This is a genomic window from Saccharopolyspora sp. CA-218241 (assembly GCF_050954615.1).
Taxonomy (GTDB): Bacteria; Actinomycetota; Actinomycetes; order Mycobacteriales; family Pseudonocardiaceae; genus Saccharopolyspora; species Saccharopolyspora cebuensis.
On sequence record NZ_CP191860.1, the window covers coordinates 3410679 to 3430839 of the forward strand.

The window sequence follows — 20161 nt, forward strand, 5'->3', positions numbered from 1 at the left end:
GCCACGATGGACGGTTCCCTGCTGTTCCAGAGCCTGCTGCTCGGCCTGCTGCTCGGCGGGCTCTACGCACTGCTGGCCGCCGGGCTCACGCTGTACTTCGGCGTGATGCGCGTGGTGATGCTCGCGCACTCGGCCTTCCTCGTCCTGGCCGCCTACCTGGCCTGGTTCTTCAGCTCCAGCACCGGGCTCGACCCGCTGCTGTCGCTGCTGGTCACGGTGCCGCTGTTCTTCGGCATCGGGGTGGCGCTGCAACGGCTGCTGATCTCCCGGCTGCGGCCCGCCACGCTGACCATGATGTCGGTGCTGCTGACCTTCTCGCTGGCGCTGATCATCGAGGGGCTGCTCGGCTTCGCCTTCACCGGCACGCACCGGCGCATCGCGTTGCCCTACTCCGGCGCCCACCTCGAGGTGTTCGGGGCGAGCGTGCCGGTGGTCAAGCTCATCGCGTTCGGCCTCGCCGCGCTCGCCCTCGGCGGCCTCTACGCGCTGCTCAAGCTGACCCGGTTCGGCCAGGCGTTGCGCGCGACCATCCAGCACGAGGAAGCGGCCAAGCTCGTCGGCATCAACACCGACCGCATCGCCGGGCTGGGCTTCGGCCTCGGGCTGGCCACCGCCGCGGTCGGCGGCACCGCGCTGGCGCTGGACTCGACGATCTACCCGTCGCTGCACTGGCACTGGATCGGACCGCTGATGGCGATCATCGTCGTCGGCGGGCTCGGCAGCATCCCCGGGGCGGCGATCGCGGCGATGGTGCTGGGCGTCGGGCAGAGCATGCTGCAGATCCCGCTGGGCACCACCTGGGCCCAGACGTTCTTCTACCTCGCGCTGTTCGCCACCTTGATGCTGCACCCCCAGGGATTCTTCGGAGGTCGCCTTGCCCAGCGCTTCTGACCTCGCCGCTGCCGACGTCCCCGCCTCCGACCGGGCCCGGACCGCGCTGCGCGGCGCCCGGGTGGTGGGCCTGCTCGCGCTGGTCGGCGCGGTGCTCGCCTTCCCGGGCCTGGCGCCGGACCCGTTCATCCTCTCGGTCGGCGTGGTGATCATGAGCTACGCCGTGCTGGCGACCTCGTGGAACTTCGTCGGCGGCTTCACCGGCTACATCTCGCTGGGCCACGCCTCCTACGCGGGCCTCGGCGGCTACGCGACCGCGCTGCTGGTGCTGCACACCGGGCTGAACCCGTGGGTCGCGCTGCTGCTCGGCAGCGCGGCGGTGGCCGCGATCGCGGTCCCGGTGGGCATCGCCAGCCTGCGGGTGCGCGGGGCCTCGTTCGTCATCGTCTCGCTGGCCCTGGTGCTGATCCTGCTGCTGGTGTTCCAGAGCTGGAGCGAGGTCACCGGGGGATCCAACGGGCTGCGGCTGCCCCGGCCGTTCGGCGAGGACGTCCCGCGACCGGAGCAGCACGCGCGCTTCTTCTACCTGCACGGGGTGCTGCTGGCGGTGGCGCTGCTGTGCTGGTGGGCCATCGACCGGTCCCGCTTCGGCACCGGGCTCAAGGCCATCCGGGAGGACGAGGACAAGGCGCAGGCGCTCGGGGTGCCGACGTTCCGCTACAAGCTCATCGCCTTCGTGCTCTCCGCGCTGTTCACCGCTCTGGGCGGCGGGCTCTACGCGCTGTGGTTCGGGTTCCTGGACCCGATCTTCCAGTTCTCCATCCTGACCGGCTCCTACATGGTGCTGATGAGCCTGCTCGGTGGGCTGCGCAGCCTGTTCGGCCCGGCGCTGGGCGCGGTGATCGTCGGCTACGCGATGGAGTACTTCAAGAACGAGTACGGCGACACCCAGATCCACCTGGTCGCGCTCGGGCTGCTGCTGGGCGCGGTGGTGCTGTTCATGCCCGACGGGATCATTCCGGCGCTGGGCTCCCTGGTGAACCGGTTCCGGCCGAGGACGACGTCCATCCGCGAGGTCACCCAGGCCGAACTCGGCGAGCGGCGGGCGAGCGACGAGCAGGAGGTGTCCCGGTGAGCGGGCTGACCACGACCGGGCTGACGAAGTCCTTCGGCGGGGTGCGGGCGGTCGACGACGCCTCGGTGGAGTTCCTCGACGGCCGGATCAACGCGCTGATCGGGCCGAACGGGTCCGGCAAGACGACGTTCTTCAACTGCGTCACCGGGATGATCCGCCCGGACGCGGGCACGGCGCGGTTGCGGGGCGCCGACATCACCGGGCTGGCCCCGCACCGCATCGCCCGCGCCGGGATCGGCCGCAGCTTCCAGCTCTGCCGGGTGTTCCCCGGATGACGGTGCTGGAGAACCTGCTCGTCGCGGTGCGCCCCCGCTCCCCGCTGGGCGCGCTGAAGCGGTCGGCCCAGCCCGCCGACGTCGCCAAGGCGCGGGATCTGCTCACCCGCGTCGGCATCGAGCACCTGGAGCGCGTCGAAGGCCGCGACCTGTCCTACGGCCAGCAGAAGCTCCTCGAACTCGCGGGGGTGCTGATGGCCGATCCGGACACGATCCTGCTCGACGAACCGGCGGGCGGGGTGAACCCGGCGCTGATCGACCGGATCGGCGCGCTGGTCCGCGAGCTCAACGCCGAGGGCCGGACGTTCCTCGTCGTCGAGCACAACATGGACATGGTGATGAGCCTGTCCGACCACGTGGTCGTCTTCGACCGGGGCCGGCCGATCGCCCAGGGCACGCCGGCCGAGGTGCGCGACGACCCCCGAGTGCTGGAGGCCTACCTTGGGGTCTGACCTGCTGGAACTCGTCGACGTCGAAGCCGGGTACGGCCGGGCCGCGCTGGTGCTGCGGGGGCTGACCGTGCGGGTGCCGCCGGCCAGCGTGGTGTGCCTGGTCGGCCCGAACGGCGCGGGCAAGTCCACCGCGCTCAAGGTCGCCAGCGGGATGCTGCCGCCGCGCGCGGGCCGCGTCCTGCTCGACGGGCAGGACATCACCCACCACCGCCCGCAGCGGATGCTCACCGCCGGGCTGTCCCACGTGCTCCAGGGCCACAGCGTGTTCAAGGAGATGACCGTCGGCGAGAACGTCCTGCTCGGCGCCTACACGATGCGGGACAAGGCGGCGATCGCCGAGCGGGTGGCCTTCGTCAAGGACCTGTTCCCGGTGGTGGCGCAGCGCTGGACGGCGCTGGCCGGAGCGTTGTCCGGCGGCCAGCAGAAGCAGGTCGAGTTCGCCCGCTCGCTGATGGTCAGCCCGCGCGTGGTCCTGCTCGACGAACCGTCGATGGGGCTGGACCCGAAGGCCACCAGCACCGTCTTCGAGCAGGTGGTGCGAATGCGCGAGGCGGGCACCGCGGTCCTGATGGTCGAGCAGAACGCCCGCCGCGCGCTGGAGACCGCCGACTTCGGCTGCGTCCTCGACCTCGGCCGGGTGCACATCTCCGGTCCCGCCGCCGACCTGCTCGCCGACCGGCGGCTCGGCGAGCTCTACCTCGGCAACCGCCGCACCGACCCCTCTTCGGCCTGACCACCGGGAACGGAGCCGCACGACCATGACCGATCACACCTACCGCATCCTGATGAACGGCGTCACCGGGCGGATGGGCTACCGGCAGCACCTGCTGCGCTCGGTGCTGGCCATCCGCGACGACGGCGGGATCCCGCTGCCCGACGGCAGCCGGGTGCAGGTCGAGCCGGTGCTGCTGGGCCGCAACGCCGAGCGGCTCAAGCGGCTGGCCGACGAGCACGGCGTCGCGGAGTGGAGCACCGACGCGGCGGAGCTGGTGGCCCACGACGACGCGCCGATCTACTTCGACGCGCAGATCACCGCCGCCCGCAAGGATGCGCTGCTGCGGGCGATCGGCGCGGGCAAGCACGTGTTCACCGAGAAGCCGATCGCCGCCTCCGTCGCCGACGGGCAGGAGCTGGTGCGGGCCGCCACCGATGCCGGGATCGTCAACGGCGTCGTGCACGACAAGCTCTACCTGCCGGGCCTGCGCAAGCTCAAGCGGGTCGCCGACTCCGGCTTCTTCGGCCGGATCCTGTCGGTGCGCGGCGAATTCGGCTACTGGGTCTTCGAAGGCGACGGCCAGCCCGCGCAGCGGCCGAGCTGGAACTACCGCGCCGAGGACGGCGGCGGCATGGTGCTGGACATGTTCTGCCACTGGAACTACGTGCTGGAGAACCTCTTCGGCCGGGTCCGGGCGGTGACCGCGAAGGCCGTCACGCACCTCCCGCAGCGGTGGGACGAGCGCGGCGAGCCCTACGCGGCCACCGCGGACGACGCCGCCTACGCCTTCTTCGAACTCGACGGCGGCGCCGTGGCCCAGATCAACTCCTCGTGGGCGGTGCGGGTGGCGCGGCGGGAGCTGGTCGAGTTCCAGGTGGACGGCACCCACGGCTCGGCCGTGGCCGGGCTGTTCGGCTGCCGCGTGCAGCACCGGGTGCGCACCCCGCGTCCGGTGTGGAACCCCGACGAGCCGACCGATGAGGACTTCCTCGGGCAGTGGGACGAGGTGCCGGACAACGCGGAGTTCGGCAACGGGTTCCGCGCCCAGTGGGAGCGCTTCCTGCTCGACGTGCACCTGGGTCGCCCGCACCCCTACGACCTGGCCGCCGGGGTGCGCGGGCTGCGGCTGGTCGACGCCGGGCTGACGTCGTCGGCCGAAGGCCGCCGGGTGGAGCTGCCCGAGGACGGTGCGGCATGAGCGCCTCCCTGCGGCTGCCGACCGAGGACGGCTGGACCGAGGTCGTGCTGCGCGAACCCCGGGCGTGGCCGCGGCATCCGCGACCGCACCGCAGCCGGGTCGCCTTCGCCGCCGCGCACGTGGTCGCCGACCCGCTGGCCGACAACTCCCCCGGCGCTCCCGCCGTGCTGGACTGGGACGCCACCCTGGAGTTCCGCCGGATGCTGTTCGGCTACGGCTTCGGGGTGGCCGAGGCGATGGACACCGCGCAGCGCGGCATGGGGCTGGACTGGGCCGCGGTGCGCGAGCTGGTCCGGCGCAGCGCCGAGGTGGCCCGCGACCACGGCGCCCGGATCGCCTCCGGGGCGGGCACCGACCACCGGGCGGAGGTCAGCTCGACCGCCGAGGTCCTCGCCGCCTACGAGGAGCAGGTCGGGTTCGTGGAATCCACCGGTTCGCAGGTGATCGTGATGGCCTCCCGGCACCTGGCCCGGATCGCCCGCGGCCCCGAGGACTACCGCGAGGTCTACGGGGCGGTGCTGCGCCAGGTCGCCGAGCCGGTGGTCCTGCACTGGCTCGGCGAGGCGTTCGACCCGCTGCTGGCCGGGTACTGGGGCGCGGCGGACCTGCCTGCGGCCACCGAGGTGTTCCTGGACCTGGTCCGCGAGCACGCCGCGAAGGTCGACGGGGTGAAGGTGTCGCTGCTGTCGGCCGAGCACGAGCGCGCGCTGCGCGCCGCGCTGCCCGCCGGGGTCCGGCTCTACACCGGTGACGACTTCCACTACCCGGAGCTGATCCGGGGCGACGGCGAGCACCACTCCGATGCCCTGCTCGGCGCCTTCTCGGCGGTCGCCCCGGCGGCCTCGGCGGCGCTGACCGCGCTGGACGAGGGCGACCTGGCGACCTACGACGCGGAGATGGGCGCCACCCTGGCGCTGTCTCGGCACGTGTTCGGCGCGCCGACGTTCCACTACAAGACCGGGATCGCGTTCACCGCCTGGCTCAGCGGCCACCAGCCCGGGTTCAGCATGGTCGGGGGGATGCAGTCGGCCCGCGGCGTGCCGCACCTGGCGCGGATCTTCGCGCTGGCCAACGAAGCCCGGCTGCTGCCCGACCCGGAGCTGGCGGCGCACCGGATGCGGCTGCTGCTGGAGACCTCGGGAGCGGCGTCGTGACCGCGCGCGACGTGCCCTCCGGCGGCCCGGCGCGGATCGCCACCCCGCGACCGGGAGATCCCGCGCTGGCCCGGTTGTCGCTGAACCAGCGCACCACCGCGCGCTGGTCGCTGCCGCAGGCGGTGGCCGGGTGCGTCGAGCGCGGCATCGGCGCCATCGGGCTCTGGCGCGAACCGGTCGCCGAGGTCGGCACCGCGGCCGCCGCGCGCCTGGTGGCCGACGCCGGCCTGCGGGTCTCGTCGCTGTGCCGGGGCGGGTTCTTCACCGGGCCCGATCCGGCCGCCGCGCACCGGGACAACCTCGCCGCGCTGGACGAGGCGGCGGCGCTGGGCTGCGAGGTGCTCGTCCTGGTCCCCGGCGGGCTGCCCGCGGACGACCGGGACCTGCCGGGCGCGCGGGCGCGGGTGGCCGAGGCGGTGGCCTCCCTGGCCGGCCCGGCCCGGGAGCGCGGGGTGCGGTTGGGCATCGAACCGATGCACCCGATCTACACCGCCGACCGGGGGGTGGTCGCCACCCTGGGCCAGGCGCTCGACCTCGCCGAGCAGCACCCGGCGGACGTCGTCGGCGTCGTCGTCGACACCTTCCACGTGTGGTGGGACCCCGACGTGGCCGAGCGGATCGCCCGCGCCGGGGACCGGATCGTCAGCTACCAGGTCTCCGACTGGATCACCCCGCTGCCCCGGACGCGCTGCTGAGCCGGGGGATGGTCGGCGACGGTCACATCGACTTCGCCGCGCTCACCCGGGCGGTGCGCGACACCGGGTACCGGGGCGATGTCGAGGTGGAGATCTTCAACGCCGACGTGTGGGCGGCCGACGGCGCGGCGGTGCTGGCCACGATCGCCCGCCGCTACGCCGAATTCGTCGCCCCGCACCTGGGGGCCGACCGGTGAGCCGCCGGTGGGCGGTCGCCCTGGCCGGGGTGCTCGCGCTGCTGGCCGCGCCGGTGGCCACCGCGCAGGAGGCGGCGGGCTGGGCGCGGGTGCAGCCGCGGGCCGACGAGCGGGACTGGGCACCGCTGACCCCGGAGAAGTGGGAGTTCCGGGACGGCGAGGTGGTGCTGGTCGAACGTGGCGACCCGCCGGAGGGACCGCGGCGCCCGTTCGAGTACGCCGTGGTCCAGCGCGGACCGGCGCTGGGCACGCTGCGCTACACCGCCGAGGTCCGCATCGACGAACCGGTCGCCCGGGACGACCGCGACGTGGTGCTCCTGCTCAACTACCGCTCCCCGACCCGGTTCAGCTACGTCCACCTGTCCCAGGACAACACGATCTACCCGCACAACGGGGTCTTCGTCGTCGACGACGCCGACCGCGAGCGCATCGACGACCAGTGGGACGGGACGAGCGGGGCACCGCCGGCGATCGACGACACCGACTGGCACCGCGTCCGGGTGGACCAGCACGTCCCGTCCGGGCGGATCGCGGTGCACGTCGACGGGCGGCTGCTGATGACCGCCACCGACCACCGGCTGCGCGGCGGCCGGATCGGCTTCGGCTCGTTCGACAACCACGGCCGCGTCCGCGAGGTCACCGCCGTCGGCCGGGCCCTCCCGCACCTGTCCTGAACGGACCCGACGAGACAGGAGTTCCGCAGTGCGCAAGCGCAGATGGTGGTTACCCGCGATGACCGCGGCAGCGGTCGCCTCGACCCTGGTGGCACCGGTGGTGTCGGCCGGGCCCGCCCCGGCGGCAGCCCCGGCGGCGGCCCCGGTCGGCGACGAACCGATCACCGACCCGATCCCCGAGGACCCGATCCCCTCCCGGCTCGGCCTGGTGCTGGAGGAGTACGCCCAGCTCCCCGAGACCGAACCCACGCCCCCGCCGACCGACGAGCGGTTGATGCGCCACAACCGGATCAACTTCGTCGGCGAGGTCCCCGACGGTTCCGGGCGGATGTACGTCCCGGACCTCAACGGACCGCTGTACCTGCTGGAAGGCGACCAGCAGCACGTCTACCTGGACTTCCGGGAGCGCTTCGAGCACTTCTTCTCCGGCCGCGGCATGGGCAGCGGGTTCGGCTTCGCCGCCTTCCACCCGGAGTTCGCCGACAACGGCACCTTCTACACGGTGCACACCGAGGGCGAGGAGGCGATCGCCACCGAGGAGCCGACCTACCCGAACCAGCCGGACTCGGTCGTGCAGAGCGTGGTGACCGAGTGGACCGCCGAGGACCCGTCCGCCGACGTGTTCCGGGGCACCAGCCGGGAGATCTTCCGCTTCGGCTTCGGCAGCCAGGTCCACGCCATCCAGCAGATCGACTTCAACCCGACCGCGCGCCCCGGCGACCCCGATTACGGGCTGCTCTACCTGGCCGTGGGCGACGGCGGGATCGCGGTGGACAACGACATCCCGCAGGACCTGGGCAACCCGGCGGGCAAGATCCTGCGCATCGACCCGGCCGGCGACAACGGTCCCGGCGGTCGGTACGGCATCCCGCCGGACAACCCGTTCGCCGGCCAGGACGGGGCGCTGGGCGAGATCTTCGCCTACGGGATGCGCGACCCGCACCGGTTCAGCTGGGATCCGCGCAGCGGCGCGATGTACCTGGGGCACATCGGGCAGCGCGCGGTGGAGGCGGTCTACGAGGTGCGGGCCGGGGACAACCTCGGCTGGAGCGAGCGCGAGGGCTACCTGTCGTTCCGCCCCGAGACGCAGTGCTACCTCTACCCGCTGCCGGAGGACGACGAGCGGTACGGCTACACCTACCCGGTGGCCGCCTACGACCACGACGCGCCGCTGAACTGGCCGTGCAACTCCGACAGCGGCCACGCGATCTCCGGTGGCCAGGTGTACCGGGGTGACGATGTCCCCGCGCTGCGCGGCAAGTACGTCTTCGGCGACCTGGTCAACGGCAGCGTCTACTACACCGAGGTCGACGAGATGGAGCGCGGCGGTGAGCGCGCACCGCTGCACGAGCTCCAGCTCTTCGACACCGCGGGCAACCCGATGCGGATGACCGACTTCGTCGGCGACGGCCGGGTGGACCTGCGCTTCGGCATCGACGCCGAGGGCGAGCTGTACCTGCTGGCCAAGGCCAACGGCACCATCTGGAAGGTCACCGGCACCCGGCGCGGGCAGGAGCCCCCGGTGACCGACCGGGTCCAGCGCGATCTGGTGGCGCACTACGACTTCGAGCACCCGTTCGCCGCGGACGACTCCTACGAGGAGGACCAGGGCTCGTCGAACTCGCTGCTGGATCTGGTCAACGGCGGCGAGGAGATGCGGGTCGACGACGGGGCGTTCCCGGGCAGCAACAACGCGTTGCAGACCCGGCAGGTCGATCCGCACCACGACGGCGACGACGACTGGAAGGCCGGGATCTGGGACGAGGGCGGCGTGGAGTCGCTGCGGGCCTTCAACGGCGCCGAGGGCATCACGGTGATGGGCTGGTTCAAGATGACCGGCGACCACCCGGCCCCGGACACCACCACGCCCGATCCGCACGACCGGTTCAACTCGGTCGGGCTGGCCGGGGTGCTCAGCGGCGACTCCGACGGCCACGGCGTCCGGGCGCTGCTGGAACTGATCGAAGTGGACGGCGAGCTCAAGCTGGTGGCGCTGGGCAGGCGGCTGGACGGCGGCGCCTCCCAGACCTTCGCCGCGCACCAGGACTGGCGCACGCTGCTGCCCCGCGGCGAGTGGGTGCACTTGGCGGCCACGTTCGACTACACCACCGGGGAGATGGCGCTCTACCACAACGGACGTCCGGTGCCGGGGTCCTACGTGGTGCCGGGCGACCCGTGGGAGGTCGACGGGACCGGCACCTCGCCGACCGATCCGCGCGGGATCAAGATCGGCGGCAGCTACCCGCAGAACGACCAGGAGCGCAACCCCTGCGACTGCCGGATGGACTCGCTGATGTTCCTGGACACCGCGGCCGACCACCGCACGATCGCCCACCAGTACCGGCACTTCCTGCGGCGCTGAGGCGTTTGGCCCACCTCCCTGCCGGGTAGCTCCGGGAGGGAGGTGAGCCACGATGGTGACGACCGATGTGCGCCGGTTGCGCACCGCCCTGTCCGAATCCGACTTCCCGGCGGACAAGGAAACCCTGGTGCGCGACGCGCAGGAAGCGGGCGCGGATCGCGACACGATGCGCGCGCTGAACTCGATCCCGCCGGTCGAGTACGCCAACCTGGCGGAGGTGGAGCAGTCCGTCCCGCTCGGGGCCGGTCCGTCCGAAGCCGAGGCCCAGGAGCAGCACCGGCAGCCCGGCAAGTCCGGGATGAGCGAGCGGGACGAGCCGATCCCGAGCCACCCGATCGCCGAGGAGCTCGGCGAGAACCGCAAGCGCTGACCCCGCCGGGGGCGCCGTCACGTGCGGCGCCCCCGGTGTTGCGCGCCGTGGAGGCGTACACCACTTTCCGGGCATCCCGGGCACCGCGTGCCTAGGCTGGACGGCGAACCGACCGCCGCCGAGGAGACCCGATGCCGGACCGACCACCGCGCGAACCCGGCCACGGCTGGTCCTCCCCGCACCGGGGGTTGCCCGCCGGGCCGCCGGACGAGGTGCCGGGCCTGGACTTCATGCGCCGCGCCGGGTACCTCCTGCTGCTCCACAAGTTCGCGGTCGACGAGATGATGACCAAGATGCGGATCTGGAGCGAGGAGTTCGACCACGCCCACGAGCACGATCCGATCGAGCACATCACCTCCCGGATCAAGCGCCCCGCCGCCATCGCCGCGAAGCTGCACCGGCGCGGCCACCCGATCACCCCGGACGCGGCGCGCGAGCACCTCGACGACATCGCGGGCGTGCGGGTGGTGTGCCCCTTCGTCTCCGACGTCTACCTGGTGCACGACCTGCTCCGGCAGCACGACATGGAGACCGTGCTGGTCAAGGACTACATCGCCGAGCCCAAACCGAACGGCTACCGGAGCCTGCACCTGATCATGCGCGTCCCGGTCCACCTGTCCGACCGCACCGAGCCGGTCACCGTCGAGGTGCAGCTCCGGACCATCGCGATGGACTTCTGGGCCGCCGTGGAGCACGAGCTGACCTACAAGAGCGGCGGCGCCGTCCCGCAGGACTTCGCCGGGGAGCTCACCGCCGCCGCCGAAGCCGCCGCCGATCTCGACGCCCGGATGCAGTCCCTGCACGACCGCACCCTCCCGCCGCGGCGCTGATCCGCACCGCCGGCGCTCAGGACGTCACGGCGTCGAAGGACGGGGCCGCCAGGTCGTGCTCGGCACCGGCGAGGTCGCCGAGCACCTCGACGTGGGCGAAGCCCGCGCGGGCGAGCTCGGCGGTGAGCTCCTCCGGGGTGAAGCGCTGGATCCGGTTGAGGAGGGTCCTGGTGCGCTCGGGCTCGACGATGCCACCGATCAGCGCTGGTGCCAGGTGAACTCCGCGCTGATCGGGTCGTGGTCGGACAGCGGCTCGCCGTCCTCGCGCAGGAACCCGGTGCGGTCGTTGGCGTAGTCGGTGGCGGTGAGCCGCAGGTCGGCGCCGCTGCGGTAGAAGATCTTGTCCACCACCTCGCACTGGTCGGCCGGCTCGCACGCGGGCGCCGGACCGCCGATCGGCGGCGGGACGCCGTCGCGCACCAGGTCCACCCACGGGTCGGTCAGCCCGTTGCGGGCGGCGAACTCCCGCACGATGTCGCCGCTGCTGGTGTAGCGGGAGTTGAGGTCGCCCATCACCACCACGGCGCGGCCGGCGGAGCGCTCGGCGATGTAGTCGGCGAGCTGGCTGAGGTTCGCCCGCCGCGCGGCCTCGTCCAGCGCGGTGTCCCCGGCGTCGGCGTGCGCGTTGTAGAAGTCGATCGAGACCCCCGGGGCGATCTCGACGCGGGAGAAGGTGAAGCCCTTCGGCGTGAGGCAGTCGGCCTGGTTGATCCAGCACTGCGCCCAGGTGACGCGGTCCAGGTCGGTCACCGGGAAGTTCGCCAGCGTGTTGAGCCCGGACCCGAACGGCACCCCGCCGCTGGTCGGGGTGCGGTGCGGGTGGTCGTCGGCCTCGTAGAGGGCGGCGTGGTAGTTGAAGTCCTCCTGCACGTGCACCACGTCGTAGGGCGCGATCCGCTCCCCGATCAGCGGCGTGTTGCGCGCCGGCTCGCTACCGGAGAGCGGTTCGGGCAGCCCGGCCACGTTGTAGGTGAGCACCGAGAACGCACCGTCCTCGGCCTCCGGCCCGGCGGCGGCGGCGGCGCCCGGCGAGACGGCCAGCGCTCCCGCGAGCAGCACCGCGGCGAAGCGGATCATCGACGACCTCCCGGACGGCGGCGGAATGAACATGAGCAAATCTCATCTTCTCGACCGGAACAATCCGCCGAACGCGGGTGATCTGCCCGGCGCCGCCGGGTACGGCATCCTTCGGGAGGGGACCGACTCGCCGGGGGTGGTGAGCATGGCAGAGGTGGAGGACCTGCTCGACGACAACGACGTCGTCGGCCTGCTGCGCTGGCTCGACGAGCACCGCCCGCACGAGATCGCCGACGAGATCGCGCGCGCCGCCCCGGTGCAGGCGGTGCTGCTGTTCCGGCTGCTGCCCAAGGACGAGGCGCTGACGGTGTTCGAGGAGCTCGACCCGCCCGACCAGCAGCACGTGCTGTCCGGGCTGCGGGACCAGTCGTTCCGCGAGCTCGTCGAGGCGATGCACCCGGACGACCGGGTCCGGCTGCTCGGCGAGGCCCCGGCGAAGTTCGCGCAGCGGGTGCTGGCCGGGCTCAGCCACCGCGAGCGCGTCACCACCGCGGCGCTGCTGGGCTACCCGGAGGGCTCGGTGGGGCGGTCGATGAGCCCCGAACCGGTCGCCGTCCGGTACGGCCGCACCGCGGGGCACGCCTTGGAGGCGGTCCGGGAGAAGGGCCTGGAGGCCGAGACCGTCTACACCCTGCCGGTGGTGGACGACCAGCGGTGCTTCGTCGGCACGGTGAGCCTGCGCGACCTGGTGCTCAGCGCGCCGGACCGCCCGGTGGCCGAGTTCGTCGACGACGGCGCACCCCGGGTCCGCGCCACCGACGACGCCGAGGCCGCGGCCCGGCTGATGTCCGACGCCAACCTCGTGGACCTGACCGTGGTGGACAGCGAGGACCGGGTGGTCGGGCTGCTCACCATCGACGACGCGGTGGACCTGATCGAGGAGGCCGACACCGAGGACATCGCCCGGCAGGCCGCCGCGACCCCCTGGAGCGGGCACTACATGTCGGTCTCGGTGGTCGCGCTCGCCCGCTCGCGGATCATCTGGCTGCTGCTGCTCATCGTGGCGGCCACCCTCACGGTCAACGTGCTGCAGTTCTTCGAGGCGACCCTGGCGCAGGTCACCGCGCTGGCGCTGTTCATCCCGCTGCTGGTGGGCACCGGCGGCAACGTCGGCGCGCAGGCCGCCACCGCCGCCGTCCGGGCGCTGGCCGTCGGCGAGGTGCGCGTCGGCGACGTGCCGCGGGTGGCGTGGCGGGAGTGCCGGGTCGGGCTGGTGCTCGGCGTGGCGCTGGGTGCGGTGGGCCTCGTCGTGGGCGGGTTGCTGGTGGACCTGCCGGTGGCCGTCACGGTCGCGGCCTCGCTGGTGCTGGTGTGCGCCTGGGCGGCGATGATCGGCTCCACCATGCCGCTGCTGGCCAAGCGCGTCGGCGTCGACCCGGCGGTGATCTCGGCGCCGCTGGTCACCACCCTGGTCGACGCCACCGGGCTGATCATCTACTTCCTGATCGCCCGCCTCGTCCTGGGCCTGTGAGCCCCGCTACCTGAACTCGCACGACCGGGTGGCACGGAGCAGACTGGCCGTCGATGATCGCGTCCTCCCCACCGCAGCCCCCCGGAGACCGGCCCGCGCCCGCCGGGCACCTCGACCTCACCCGGGCGGCCCTCGCCCCCGCACGTTGCGCAGGTGAGCACGACGCGGGCTGAGCTGAGGTGGTTCGGCCCCCTGGTGGCCGCCACGGTGCTGACCAACGCGGTCTACAGCATCGTGCGGGTGAACACCTCGTACCGGGCGCTGGCGCTGGGCGGGGACGCGACCGCGGTCGGCGTCATCGCGGGGGCCTTCGCCCTGGTACCGCTGCTGATCGCGCTTCCGGTGGGGCGGGCCGTCGACCGGTACCGCACCGGACCCGCCATCGTCGCGGGCACCGTGCTGACCGCGGCGGGCGCCGGGCTCACCGCGGTCAGCTCCGACCTCCTGCTGCTCGGCGCGGGCAACGTGGTCCTCGGGCTGGGGCAGCTCCTGTTCACCGTCTCCGGGCAGGCCGTGATCGCCAAGCTCTCCACCACCGCCGAGCTGGACCGCCGCTTCGGGGGCCTCACCTTCGGCGTCTCGCTCGGCCAAGCCGTCGGGCTGCCACTGGGCGGCGCGGTGACCGCGGCGACGCGCGGGCCCGGTGGGGAGCTGAACACGACGCCCGGCCTGCTGGTCGCCACCGCGCTCGCCGTGCTGGCCCTCCCGCTGGTTGCCGTGCTGCGCACGCCGCCGCCGGCCCCGGTGCGCCGGGCGCAGCGCCAGTCGAGCTGGCGGATGCTGCGCACGCCCGGCATGAAACCGGCGATGTACTCCAGCCTCGCGGTGCTGTCCGCGACCGACGTGCTGACCGCCTACCTGCCGGTCTTCGGCGAGCACCACGGCATCGGCGTCGGCGTGGTCACCGCGCTGCTCACCGCGCGCACGATCACCTCGGTGCTGTCCCGCCTGCTGCTCGGCCGGCTGGTGGCGCTGGTCGACCGCAGGCTGCTGCTGGTCTCGGCTCCGCTGTGCTCGGCGATCGCCCTGGCGGTGGTCCCACTGGTCCCGGTGCCGTGGGTGCTGCTGGTCTGCCTGGCGGTGGCGGGGTTCTTCATGGGCCTCGGCCAGCCGCTGACGATGACCTGGGTGGTGCGGCTGGTCTCCGACCAGAACCGGGGCAGCGCGCTGTCGCTGCGGCTCAGCGGCAACCGGCTCGGCCAGGTCGCGGTGCCCTACCTGGCCGGTGCGCTGGCCGGGGTCACCGGGATCGGCGCGGTGTTCGGGTTGACCGCGGGCATGCTCGGCGTCGCGGCGGGGATCACCGCGACCACCCGCGCGCACCTGCCGAGCTGACCGCGGTCGCCCGATCCGGTGGGCCGGCCAGCGCGCGGAGCCGGTGTGCGCTTGGGTGTCGATCACCGGGCCGGGTGCGGCCGCGTCCGGCCCGAATCGCAGGCGCAGCGGTGTCCTGCGCGACGGCCCCGCTCTGCGTACCGGGCGGGGCCGTCGACCCCGAACGCGGATGTGGTCCGTCCGCGCGCCGGCGGGTAGCCACCGGTGGACGACCCCAGAACAGGAGGTGCCCACGATGACCCGCGAGGACTACCCCGGGCAGTCCCTGACCACCACCGACCACGACACGATCCAGCAGTGGGTCGAGCAGCGCGGCGGCACGCCCGCGACTCCACCGGGGACCGAGCACGGCGATCACCTCGGCGTGCTGGAGGTCGACTTCCCCGGTTACGGCGGCGAGAAGCTGCGCACCGTCTCGTGGGACGACTGGTTCCACACCTTCGACGAACGCGACCTGGAGTTCGTCTACCAGGAGCACCGCAAGGGCGGCGGGGACAGCAACTTCTTCCAGGTCCGCCGCAGGCAGCACGCGAGCTGACCGTCAGCCCCGGGCGGCGGCGAGCTCGTCCGCGCTGAGCCCCAGCAGGCCGGTCAGCACCTCCTCGGTGTGCTCGCCGAGATCCGGGCCCAGGCCCCGGATCGGCAGCGAGGTCCCGCCGAGGACCGGCACGATGCCGGGAAAACCGACCCGCCGGGGCTCGTCGTCCCCGGTGTCGACGTCGAAGTGCTGGACCATGTCCCGGGCCCGGTACTGCTCGTCGGCGCAGATGTCGGCGGCGGTGTAGATCGGCCCGGCCGGAACGCCGACCGCGTCGAGCTCGGCGAGCACCACCTCGCGCGGCAGCGACGAGGTCCACTCGCCGATGGCCGCGTCGAGCTCGTCGCGGCGCGCCCACCGCCCGGCGTTGGTGCCCAACCCGTCGTCGGCGGCCAGGTCTTCCCGGCCGATGGTGGTCATGAACCGCCGGAAGATGCCGTCGGCGTTGCCCGCGATCACCACGCTGCTGCCATCGGCGCACGGGTAGGCGTTGGTCGGCGCGATGCCCTCCATCCGGCCGCCGACCCGCTGCCGCTCCACCCCGTACGCCAGGTGATCGGGCACCAGCGATTCCATCATGGACAGCACGGATTCGTTGAGGGCCACGTCGATCACGCGTTCGTCGAGCGGCGGACGGGTGCCGCCGCGCCGGGTCTCCCGGCGGAACAGCGCCATCATGGCGCCGAAGGCGGCGTAGAGGCCGGCGATGGAGTCCCCGATGGACACCCCGGTGCGCGACGGCGGGCGGTCGGGTTCGCCGACCAGCGCGCGCAGCCCACCGACCGCTTCGGCGACGGCGGCGAAACCGGGTCGCCCGGCCATCGGCCCGGTCTGGCCGAACGCCGAGATCCGGGTGAGCACCAGGTCGGGGTTGACCGCGTCGAGCTCCTCGGGGCCGAGCCCCCAGCGCTCCAGCGTGCCCGGGCGGAAGTTCTCCAGCACCACGTCGCTGCGCTCGGCCAGCCGCAGCACGGCGTCGCGTCCCGCCGCCGTGCGCAGGTCGAGCACGACGGACTTCTTGTTCCGGTTCACGGTGCGGTACAGCATCGAGGTCGAGCCGCCGTAGAGCCGCCATCCGCGCAGCTCGTCGCCGGTGCGCGGCCGCTCGATCTTGATCACCTCCGCGCCGAAGTCGGCGAGCAGCCGCCCGGCGGTGGGCGCGGCGATGTAGTTGCCCAGTTCGAGGACCCGCACGCCTTCCAGCGGCAAGGGCTTGTCGGCGCTCACGTGTTCATCTCCTCACCTCGGCTGCGACTCACATCATGAGCCACCACCCGCGATATGAGCAAGGCTCACGATCGAGGGGCTCAGCCGGGCGGGCGGCCGCCCAGCACGCCGGTGAGCCGCTCGGCGTGCTCGAGCAGCGGCTCCACCCACCGCTCGCAGCAGGACCGCGACATCCGGATCGTGGGACCGCTGACCGCCAGCGCCCCCGCCAGCTCGCCACCGGCGCCGAACACCGGCGCGGCCAGCCCGGACGCCCCGTCGTCGCGCTCGGCCGCGGTGATCGCGTACCCGTCGCGGCGGGTCCGGTCCAGCAGCCCGCGCAACGCCTCCGGACTGGTCACCGTGGTCCCGGTCAGCGCTTCGAGCGGCCCGGCCAGCACCGCCTCGGCGAGTTCGGCGTCCCAGGCCAGCAGCACCCGCCCGGCCGAGCCCGCGTGCAGCGGCATGATCTTGCCGACGTGCATCTCGCGCCGCAGCGCGTGCCGGGTCTCGGCCACCGCGACGCACACCCGGTGCCCCTGCTCGGCGCGGAACAAGCAGGCGGTCTCGCCGGTGCGGTCGCGCAGGCTCCGCAGCACCGGCTGGGCCAGGGTCAGCACGTCCACCCCGGAGACCGCGGTCGCCGCCCAGGAGGCCATCCGCGCTCCGATCCGGATGCCCTCCCCCGCCCGGTCCAGCAGTCCCTCGACCACCATGTTGGACACCAGGCGCTGCACCGTGGACGCCGGAATGCCGGTGGCCTGCTGGATCTCCCCCAGCGTCAGCACCGGGCGGGACAGCGAGAACGCGTCGAGGATCTCGGTGATCTTGCCCAGCACCAGCAGCGGCTTGCGCTTCGACGAGTCGGTCTCGTCCTCCGGAACCATGCCCTCACCCTAAGGACCGCTTCCAGAATGATCTGCGCAGCGGTGCCGGTGGCGGATCCGATCGGCGGCCCCGAGCGGATGATCCCCGTGCGCGGAGCGGGTGAGCCGGGTGCCGCGCCGTTGACCCGGAACGGGTCGCCGTACACGATCCGTGCTGTAGGCGCGGACGACCGCGGTGGGCGGTCGCCGATCACCCGGGGAGAGCACGATGGACGAACCGACGTACCGGCCGCCGGTGCTGGCCGAGGTGGGCGGGTTCAACGCGGACACGCTCGGCTCCGACGTCGGGTTCAAGGACGACGGCTTCCTGTTCTACGGCGGCTGACCGCGATGTCCCGCACCCGGCCCGCCGCGCGCGGGTGAACCCGTGCGCGTGCTGTTCACCCCCGCCCCGGCGCACCTGCACGCCCTCGCCCCGCTGGCCTGGGCGTTGCGCGCGGCCGGGCACGAGGTCCGGGTCGCCGGGCCGCCCGGGATGGCCGATTCCGTGGCGCGGACCGGGCTCACCGCCGTGGCGGTCGGACGGGACCGGGGTCGCGCCGCGCCCGGGTGGGAAGTGCTGCTGGACGAGACGAGTCCCGCCGCGCTGACCTACGAGCGCCTGCACGCGCTGTTCACCACCTGCGTCCACGAACCGCTCGCGCTGGACGACCCGATGCTCGACGACCTGGCCGACGTCGCGCAGCGCTGGCGGCCGGACCTGGTGGTGTGGGACGAGGTGTCCTACGCCGGACCGGTGGTCGCGACCGCCGTGGGCGCGGCGCACGCCAGGATGCTCAGCGGGGTCGACCACTGGGCCCGGTTGCGGTCGGTGTTCCTGGCGCTGCACGAGGAGCTCGACGGCGGCGGGGCCGATCCGGTGGCGGCCTGGCTCGAGGGCAAGCTCGCCCGCTTCGGCTGCGCCTTCGCCGAGGAGGTCGTGGTCGGCCAGCTCACCCTCGACCCGACACCGCCCTGGCTGCGCCCCGCGCTCGACCTGCGCAGCACGCCGATCCGGCCGATCCCCTACGGCGGGCCGGCGATCCTGCCGGAGTGGCTGCGCGAGCCGCCGCGGCGACCCCGGGTGTGCTTCGTCGACCCGGCACCGGCGGAACTGCCGGAGGCGGTCGCCGAGCTCGACGTCGAGGTGGTCGTGACGCACCCCGGGACCGGACGTGCCGGGGGCGCGACGGCGATCCCGCTGGACGAGGTGCTGCCGGACTGCGCGACGGTCGTGCACCGGGGCAACCGCACCGCGATGACCGCCGCGATGGTGCACGGCGTGCCACAGCTCGTGCTCGCGCCGGCACCGGGCGCGGACCCGCACCGGACGGCGGCGCTCGTCCGCCAGGGCGCGGCCCTCGCCACGACCTGCGACGATCACGCCGACGTGCGGTTCCGGCTGGCGCGCCTGCTCGTGGAGCCCGGCTTCGCCGCGCAGGCCGCGCGGCTGCGGGCGCAGGTCCGGGCGATGCCGAGCCCGCACCAGGTGGTGCCGGTGCTGGAGCGGCTGGCGATCGAGCGCGGGCGCACCGGGAGCGCGGCGGCCGCCGACGACGGCCCCCACCGGCTCCACGTCTGAACCGGCGAGGGCCTTGGCCGGGCCGGGTGTCCGGACAGCAGCTCGGCCCGCGACGGGTGTTCCCGGCTGAACACCCGCCGACACCTCCCGGCGACGATCTCCTCCGCGCGGTGGCGAGTCCCGGCGGGGAATAGCCCGGTCCGCGCGGGCGTTTCGTCCCCGGAACCGGCCTCGCGCCGCACGTACGTGACCTGAAGGGTTGACCCGCTGTGACTGCTCCGCTCTCCGTCCTCGATCTCGCGCACATCGGCTCCGGTGAGACGGCGGGTGAGAGCTTCGCCGCCAGCGTCGAACTGGCCCGGCGCGCGGAGGAATGGGGCTACCGCCGCATCTGGTACGCCGAGCACCACAACATGCCGTCCATCGCCTCCTCGGCGACCAGCGTGCTGATCGGTCACGTGGCGGAGAAGACCAGCAGCATCCGGCTCGGCGCGGGCGGTGTGATGTTGCCCAACCACGCGCCGCTGACCATCGCCGAGCAGTTCGGCACCCTCGCGACGCTGTACCCGGGCCGCATCGACCTCGGGCTGGGGCGCGCGCCCGGCAGCGACCAGAAGACGATGCGGGCGCTGCGGCGCGACCCGACCTCGGCGGAGAGCTTCCCGCAGGACGTGCTGGAGCTGCAGGGCTACCTGCGCGGGGAAAGCCGCATCCAGGGCGTCGACGCGGTCCCGGGCAAGGGCACCGACGTCCCGCTCTACGTCCTGGGCTCCTCGCTGTTCGGGGCGAAGCTGGCCGCGCTGCTGGGGCTGCCGTACTCCTTCGCTTCGCACTTCGCCCCCGACGCGCTGGAGGAGGCGGTGTCGGTCTACCGGCGCGAGTTCCAGCCCTCCGAGCAGCTCGCCGAGCCCTACGTGATCGCCGGGGTGAACGTGATCGCCGCCGACACCACCGACGAGGCGCGGACCCAGTTCCACGAGATGAAGCGCAACCGGGTCACCCAGCTCGTCGGGCGCGGGCGCACCTTCAGCCCCGAGGAGGCGGACGCGATCCTGGACTCCCCGGCGGGCCACCAGGTGCGGCAGATGGCGAAGCACTCCGCGATCGGCACCCCGCAGGAGGTGCGGGACCACCTGGACCGCTTCACCGAGCAGGCGCAGGCCGACGAGCTGATCGTGGTCTCCTCCGCGCCGGACCGCACCGCCTGGATGCGCTCGCTGGAGCTGCTCGCCGAGGTCAGCGACCTGAAGTCCTGATC

The 20161-nt window shown here is 73.2% G+C and carries 19 protein-coding genes and 2 pseudogenes; 18 read left to right on the plus strand and 3 right to left on the minus strand.

The window, feature by feature from the left end; translation table 11 throughout:
* Positions 1–6: 6 nt before the first annotated feature.
* The 12 genes and pseudogenes from ACQP0T_RS16275 (at position 7) to ACQP0T_RS16330 (ending at position 10888) form a co-directional block, all read left to right on the plus strand.
* Positions 7–891 (plus strand): branched-chain amino acid ABC transporter permease, encoded by an 885-nt coding sequence (locus ACQP0T_RS16275; RefSeq protein WP_433868825.1) that lies wholly within the window; start codon positions 7–9, stop codon positions 889–891.
* Complete coding sequence (locus tag ACQP0T_RS16280) at positions 875–1966, plus strand: branched-chain amino acid ABC transporter permease (protein WP_433868826.1); 1092 nt, start codon at positions 875–877, stop codon at positions 1964–1966. The genes ACQP0T_RS16275 and ACQP0T_RS16280 overlap by 17 nt, the downstream gene beginning before the upstream one ends.
* 65 nt (positions 1967–2031) lie before the next feature.
* Positions 2032–2414 (plus strand): annotated as a pseudogene (locus ACQP0T_RS16285) (ATP-binding cassette domain-containing protein); the annotation flags it as partial.
* Positions 2415–2579: 165 nt separating this feature from the next.
* Positions 2580–2693 carry a hypothetical protein gene (locus ACQP0T_RS16290; protein WP_433873746.1) on the plus strand — a complete coding sequence of 38 codons (114 nt, stop codon included), beginning with the start codon at positions 2580–2582 and terminating at the stop codon, positions 2691–2693.
* Positions 2683–3426, plus strand: coding sequence for an ABC transporter ATP-binding protein (locus ACQP0T_RS16295; protein ID WP_369775213.1), 744 nt, complete (start codon positions 2683–2685; stop codon positions 3424–3426). Before ACQP0T_RS16290 ends, ACQP0T_RS16295 begins: the two co-directional genes overlap by 11 nt.
* A gap of 25 nt (positions 3427–3451) precedes the next feature.
* A complete protein-coding gene (locus ACQP0T_RS16300; protein WP_433868827.1) occupies positions 3452–4606 on the plus strand; it encodes a Gfo/Idh/MocA family protein in 1155 nt (384 codons plus the stop codon).
* Positions 4603–5760, plus strand: coding sequence for a dihydrodipicolinate synthase family protein (locus ACQP0T_RS16305; RefSeq protein ID WP_433868828.1), 1158 nt, complete (start codon positions 4603–4605; stop codon positions 5758–5760). Before ACQP0T_RS16300 ends, ACQP0T_RS16305 begins: the two co-directional genes overlap by 4 nt.
* A gap of 35 nt (positions 5761–5795) precedes the next feature.
* A pseudogene (locus ACQP0T_RS16310) lies at positions 5796–6652 on the plus strand (sugar phosphate isomerase/epimerase family protein).
* Complete coding sequence (locus ACQP0T_RS16315) at positions 6649–7326, plus strand: hypothetical protein (RefSeq protein WP_433868829.1); 678 nt, start codon at positions 6649–6651, stop codon at positions 7324–7326. The pseudogene ACQP0T_RS16310 and the gene ACQP0T_RS16315 overlap by 4 nt, the downstream one beginning before the upstream one ends.
* Positions 7327–7384: 58 nt before the next feature.
* On the plus strand, positions 7385–9688 hold the full coding sequence (locus tag ACQP0T_RS16320; protein WP_433868830.1) for a PQQ-dependent sugar dehydrogenase: 2304 nt from the start codon (positions 7385–7387) through the stop codon (positions 9686–9688).
* A gap of 52 nt (positions 9689–9740) precedes the next feature.
* Complete coding sequence (locus ACQP0T_RS16325) at positions 9741–10058, plus strand: DUF2795 domain-containing protein (RefSeq protein ID WP_433868831.1); 318 nt, start codon at positions 9741–9743, stop codon at positions 10056–10058.
* Positions 10059–10288: 230 nt separating this feature from the next.
* Complete coding sequence (locus ACQP0T_RS16330; RefSeq protein ID WP_433873747.1) at positions 10289–10888, plus strand: GTP pyrophosphokinase; 600 nt, start codon at positions 10289–10291, stop codon at positions 10886–10888.
* Between the two features lie 198 nt (positions 10889–11086).
* On the opposite strand, the gene ACQP0T_RS16335 is transcribed toward ACQP0T_RS16330, so the two are convergent.
* Positions 11087–11965 carry an endonuclease/exonuclease/phosphatase family protein gene (locus ACQP0T_RS16335; protein WP_433868832.1) on the minus strand — a complete coding sequence of 293 codons (879 nt, stop codon included), beginning with the start codon at positions 11963–11965 and terminating at the stop codon, positions 11087–11089.
* Between the two features lie 145 nt (positions 11966–12110).
* Between ACQP0T_RS16335 and mgtE the strand changes: the two genes are divergently transcribed.
* The 3 genes from mgtE to ACQP0T_RS16350 all read left to right on the plus strand — a co-directional run bounded on the left by mgtE (position 12111) and on the right by ACQP0T_RS16350 (position 15309).
* Positions 12111–13436: a magnesium transporter gene (gene mgtE / locus ACQP0T_RS16340; RefSeq protein WP_433868833.1), complete on the plus strand. Its 1326-nt coding sequence runs from the start codon at positions 12111–12113 to the stop codon at positions 13434–13436.
* A 153-nt stretch (positions 13437–13589) separates the two neighbouring features.
* Positions 13590–14771 carry an MFS transporter gene (locus tag ACQP0T_RS16345; protein WP_433868834.1) on the plus strand — a complete coding sequence of 394 codons (1182 nt, stop codon included), beginning with the start codon at positions 13590–13592 and terminating at the stop codon, positions 14769–14771.
* Positions 14772–15006: 235 nt separating this feature from the next.
* On the plus strand, positions 15007–15309 hold the full coding sequence (locus tag ACQP0T_RS16350) for a hypothetical protein (RefSeq protein WP_345360798.1): 303 nt from the start codon (positions 15007–15009) through the stop codon (positions 15307–15309).
* Positions 15310–15312: 3 nt separating this feature from the next.
* Here the strand turns inward: ACQP0T_RS16350 and ACQP0T_RS16355 are convergent, their stop codons facing one another.
* A complete protein-coding gene (locus ACQP0T_RS16355; RefSeq protein WP_433868835.1) occupies positions 15313–16536 on the minus strand; it encodes a CaiB/BaiF CoA transferase family protein in 1224 nt (407 codons plus the stop codon).
* An 80-nt stretch (positions 16537–16616) separates the two neighbouring features.
* A complete protein-coding gene (locus tag ACQP0T_RS16360) occupies positions 16617–17402 on the minus strand; it encodes an IclR family transcriptional regulator (RefSeq protein WP_433868836.1) in 786 nt (261 codons plus the stop codon).
* Between the two features lie 208 nt (positions 17403–17610).
* Between ACQP0T_RS16360 and ACQP0T_RS16365 the strand changes: the two genes are divergently transcribed.
* The 3 genes from ACQP0T_RS16365 (at position 17611) to ACQP0T_RS16375 (ending at position 20159) form a co-directional block, all read left to right on the plus strand.
* Entirely contained in the window at positions 17611–17727 is a 117-nt protein-coding gene (locus ACQP0T_RS16365) for a lasso RiPP family leader peptide-containing protein (RefSeq protein ID WP_433868837.1), read from the plus strand.
* Between the two features lie 42 nt (positions 17728–17769).
* Positions 17770–18963 carry a nucleotide disphospho-sugar-binding domain-containing protein gene (locus tag ACQP0T_RS16370; RefSeq protein WP_433868838.1) on the plus strand — a complete coding sequence of 398 codons (1194 nt, stop codon included), beginning with the start codon at positions 17770–17772 and terminating at the stop codon, positions 18961–18963.
* Positions 18964–19172: 209 nt separating this feature from the next.
* Positions 19173–20159, plus strand: coding sequence for an LLM class flavin-dependent oxidoreductase (locus ACQP0T_RS16375; protein ID WP_345360811.1), 987 nt, complete (start codon positions 19173–19175; stop codon positions 20157–20159).
* The last annotated feature ends 2 nt before the right edge of the window (positions 20160–20161 follow it).